The sequence below is a fragment of the Vibrio hepatarius genome, assembly GCF_018860525.1.
Lineage (GTDB): Bacteria > Pseudomonadota > Gammaproteobacteria > Enterobacterales > Vibrionaceae > Vibrio > Vibrio hepatarius_B.
Window position 1 is genome coordinate 1 of record NZ_JAHKPM010000066.1, and the last position, 3001, is coordinate 3001.

Annotated in this window: 3 protein-coding genes and 1 pseudogene; 3 read left to right on the plus strand and 1 reads right to left on the minus strand. The window is 39.8% G+C overall.

Going from position 1 to position 3001, the window contains the following annotated elements; translation table 11 throughout:
• A pseudogene (locus KO511_RS20200) lies at positions 1 to 647 on the minus strand (ISL3-like element ISVa10 family transposase); the annotation flags it as partial.
• Positions 648 to 1115: 468 nt separating this feature from the next.
• Here KO511_RS20200 and KO511_RS20205 point away from each other — a divergent pair.
• From KO511_RS20205 to KO511_RS20215, 3 genes are read left to right on the plus strand one after another with little or no spacing between them, the layout of a single operon-like run.
• Positions 1116 to 1619, plus strand: coding sequence for an Hcp family type VI secretion system effector (locus KO511_RS20205; protein ID WP_215989192.1), 504 nt, complete (start codon positions 1116 to 1118; stop codon positions 1617 to 1619).
• The gene (locus KO511_RS20210) at positions 1616 to 2404 is read left to right on the plus strand and encodes a DUF4225 domain-containing protein (protein WP_215989193.1); all 789 of its coding nucleotides are present in this window, start codon (positions 1616 to 1618) and stop codon (positions 2402 to 2404) included. Before KO511_RS20205 ends, KO511_RS20210 begins: the two co-directional genes overlap by 4 nt.
• Positions 2404 to 2727 carry a hypothetical protein gene (locus tag KO511_RS20215; RefSeq protein WP_215989194.1) on the plus strand — a complete coding sequence of 108 codons (324 nt, stop codon included), beginning with the start codon at positions 2404 to 2406 and terminating at the stop codon, positions 2725 to 2727. The genes KO511_RS20210 and KO511_RS20215 overlap by 1 nt, the downstream gene beginning before the upstream one ends.
• Positions 2728 to 3001 lie beyond the last annotated feature (274 nt).

The following is a 3001-nucleotide window of genomic DNA, read 5'->3' on the forward strand; positions in this document are numbered from 1 at the left end:
CCCATATCCATTGATACTGCTTTGATTCCTGATTTGGTTTCTTCTGATAGTTGCTTAAAGAAGGAGATCAGAACTTCTGCTTTTCGACCATGTTCAACCCAAATTAAATGCCCAGAGACGAGGTCATAAACAACCGTCATATAATCGTGTCTCTTGGCTCTGGCAACTTCATCGACGCCAATATGAACCAAGTTATTCAGTTTCTCGGGGTCTAATGCTGGTAAGCTTGAACGCAAGTATTCCCTATCGATATTTTTTACAGTTTCCCAGCGAATTCCTAAATGTTGAGAGACGGCATGTATGCTCATGTGACGACATAACCCACTGATGAACTTGCAAAAGCGAGCGGTATAACGACCACCTTTAGCCACATATTCAGTCTCTTCGATCAACCGTCGTCCTTCTTTGTCTCTAGTTTTAGCCAGCTCAACCTCAATCGTACAAGGCCGCCCACTCACAGGTAAATCTTGAAGACGTCTTTTAACGTAGTGATCGACGGTGCAGGAAGTCCCTGATATTGGCTCTTTGACTTTATACCTACGGTCTCGACGACAGCGAACGAATACGCCTTGGGACATTTCTTCTATTGAACAAGATTCAACACACTGGCCTTTAAAGCTAAATAACGAGGAAGACAAAGACGACAAAATAGACTACTGACTTATTTTTAAAATAAGCATTATAAATCATGTAATTATGATGAATGAGCCTGTGCATACAGACTCATGAAAGCGGAGAAGAGCCCTTTTTGTATATCAAAGTTACCTCAACATCACTGTTTGAACTTTGGGTTGTAACTCATAAAGGGGCATTTTATGACTCCCAATAGTGTTTTTAAGCTCACTCTTGATCACTCTAACCATAGTGTTAATTATGGTGGTATTTACCCCATTTCTTTCTATCGATATCACATAGTAGAAAAAGTTATTTTTATCCAAAACGGCTCTATCTGTGAATATGCCAGACAATATTGACACTAAGTCTGTCTTTCCACTCCATTATGCAGTCATAAAGAATATAAAACCCGATCTTTCAACTATTTATCTGGTTAATATGCAGTTGTGAAAGTGAGCGTCTAGTTTGCTACCTTTCACCTTTTTTATCGGAGGTAGAACATGTCAACAAGAGCTTTTCTTTCAATCGATAGCATCAACAACGGATGTTTATCTAGTGCTTGCAACACCCCTCTTTCTATGGGGAATAGCTACCAGTCAGGTCATGAAGATCAAATCACTATTTTATCTTTCTCTCATTCAATCGCTTATGATAACAATTCCATTCATAACCCGATTCAAATAGTTAAAAAGATAGACAAAGCGAGTCCGATGTTGGCTCAGGCCTGCTCTGATGGTGATGAATTAAAATGTTGCTTAACTTTCTATCGACCAAGCCCTAAAGGTGGAAGCGAACTTTTTTACGAAATTAAGCTGACAGGTGCGCTCATACGTTCTGTATCGACACATATGCCACATGTGATTGACTTCAATGATAACGAAATGAATGAAACAATGCTGATCTCATACCGAGACATCAGTTGGAGACATATAGCAGCAAATACTGGGGCCTTTTCCTCGTGGCTTCAAGCATTCTCAGAGGCTAGGGATAAGGTTGAGAGATGAGTTCAAGTCGAGGTGAAATCAGCGAAGATGAGGTGAAAATGATTGTCCGAGGGCTTCTACAACAAGCCAATACATACAGTCAGACGCACTTGTCTAACCCTACAATTCAGCATGAATTTCGAGAGCAATATCGTTTTCTTGGAAAATGTTTATTACGAGACTACGAGAATGGGATTTTAGTTGGAGATAGGGTTGTCCGACTTGTAAAAAGAGAACGGCAGAGTTTAATTGATCAGGCCTTTGAGCTCGGTAAGTATGGTATAGGTTTAGTGGCGGGTATTGGGCAATTGTCGGTGGGTTATGGGGGATGTGTTACCAGCTCTATTTTTTCTATCGCGGGGGCATCTTGGTGTAGTACAGTAGGTACAACAATGATGGCACATGGTGGTAACAACATTTATGAAAATTCATACAATATGACAGGGAATATAGTTCAAAACTGGAAAGGAGAGTACACTGGCAAATATGGAGACAGTAATAGTATGTTACGGAAGCAATATCACAAAACAGCATCATCTCTCGGATTAAATAAACGAGATGGTGACGCAGCTTATGCTATTGTTGATCTTGCTACAAGTGGGTATGGCCTTATCTCCAAAAAGCGAGTAGCTGAAAAATGGACGAATATGCCAGACTCTGAACAGCTTATGCTATTTAGATACGCTAAACGAGACTATGCCAAAGGGTGGCGTTCGATGTCAAAAGGAGCTCTGGGCTTTGAATTTTTAAGTAACACAGTAACCGCTGAATCTGCCATAAACCCCTATTTTGAAGGTGACGAATAATGTCCATTTGGCTGTACGTATTCGTCAGTCTACTCGGTGTGATTATATGTCACTATCTATCTGAACTGTATCTTCGCAAAGATAAAGTCATTGTATTTATTATCTATCTTTTTGTTTTGGGTCAATTCGGTAGTCAGCATTATACTTTAACGTTCGATAAAACCTTTGTAAGAAACTGGTTATTCTTATTCGAGACAGACAACTCTGCCTATACGGATTTGTATCGCTATATTGCATTAGCATTGATGATAGTGACGGTTCTTACAATACCGCCTTCTAAGCTGACTTTTTTAAGTCGTCTCTTAAAGAAGAAAAAATTATAGTTGCTAGTTTAATCAGCCTCCTTCAACCCTTGGATCTGAGGAGTAGGCAAGTATAGAACTTGCTTTTGACTAACTATTAGTTTTTCGGCTCTTCTCCGGTTAGGTGAGTCTAATGTCCACATTCCCTCGTTCTACCATACTGATTAGTAAGTTCTTTTTAGTCTCGATGGATGAATAATACTTTGACTCAACTACTTTCCCAGCTTATCAGTCTTCAAGGGCAGAGAATTCACTCCGTTAAAGTGGATGAATCGACGCAGATTATCGATGTGTA

Bases quoted from the DNA above. Each gene is read 5' to 3' on its own strand.
- KO511_RS20205 (WP_215989192.1), top strand. From the start codon at position 1,116: ATGTCAACAAGAGCTTTTCTTTCAATCGATAGCATCAACAACGGATGT.
- KO511_RS20210 (WP_215989193.1), top strand. From the start codon at position 1,616: ATGAGTTCAAGTCGAGGTGAAATCAGCGAAGATGAGGTGAAAATGATT.
- KO511_RS20215 (WP_215989194.1), top strand. From the start codon at position 2,404: ATGTCCATTTGGCTGTACGTATTCGTCAGTCTACTCGGTGTGATTATA.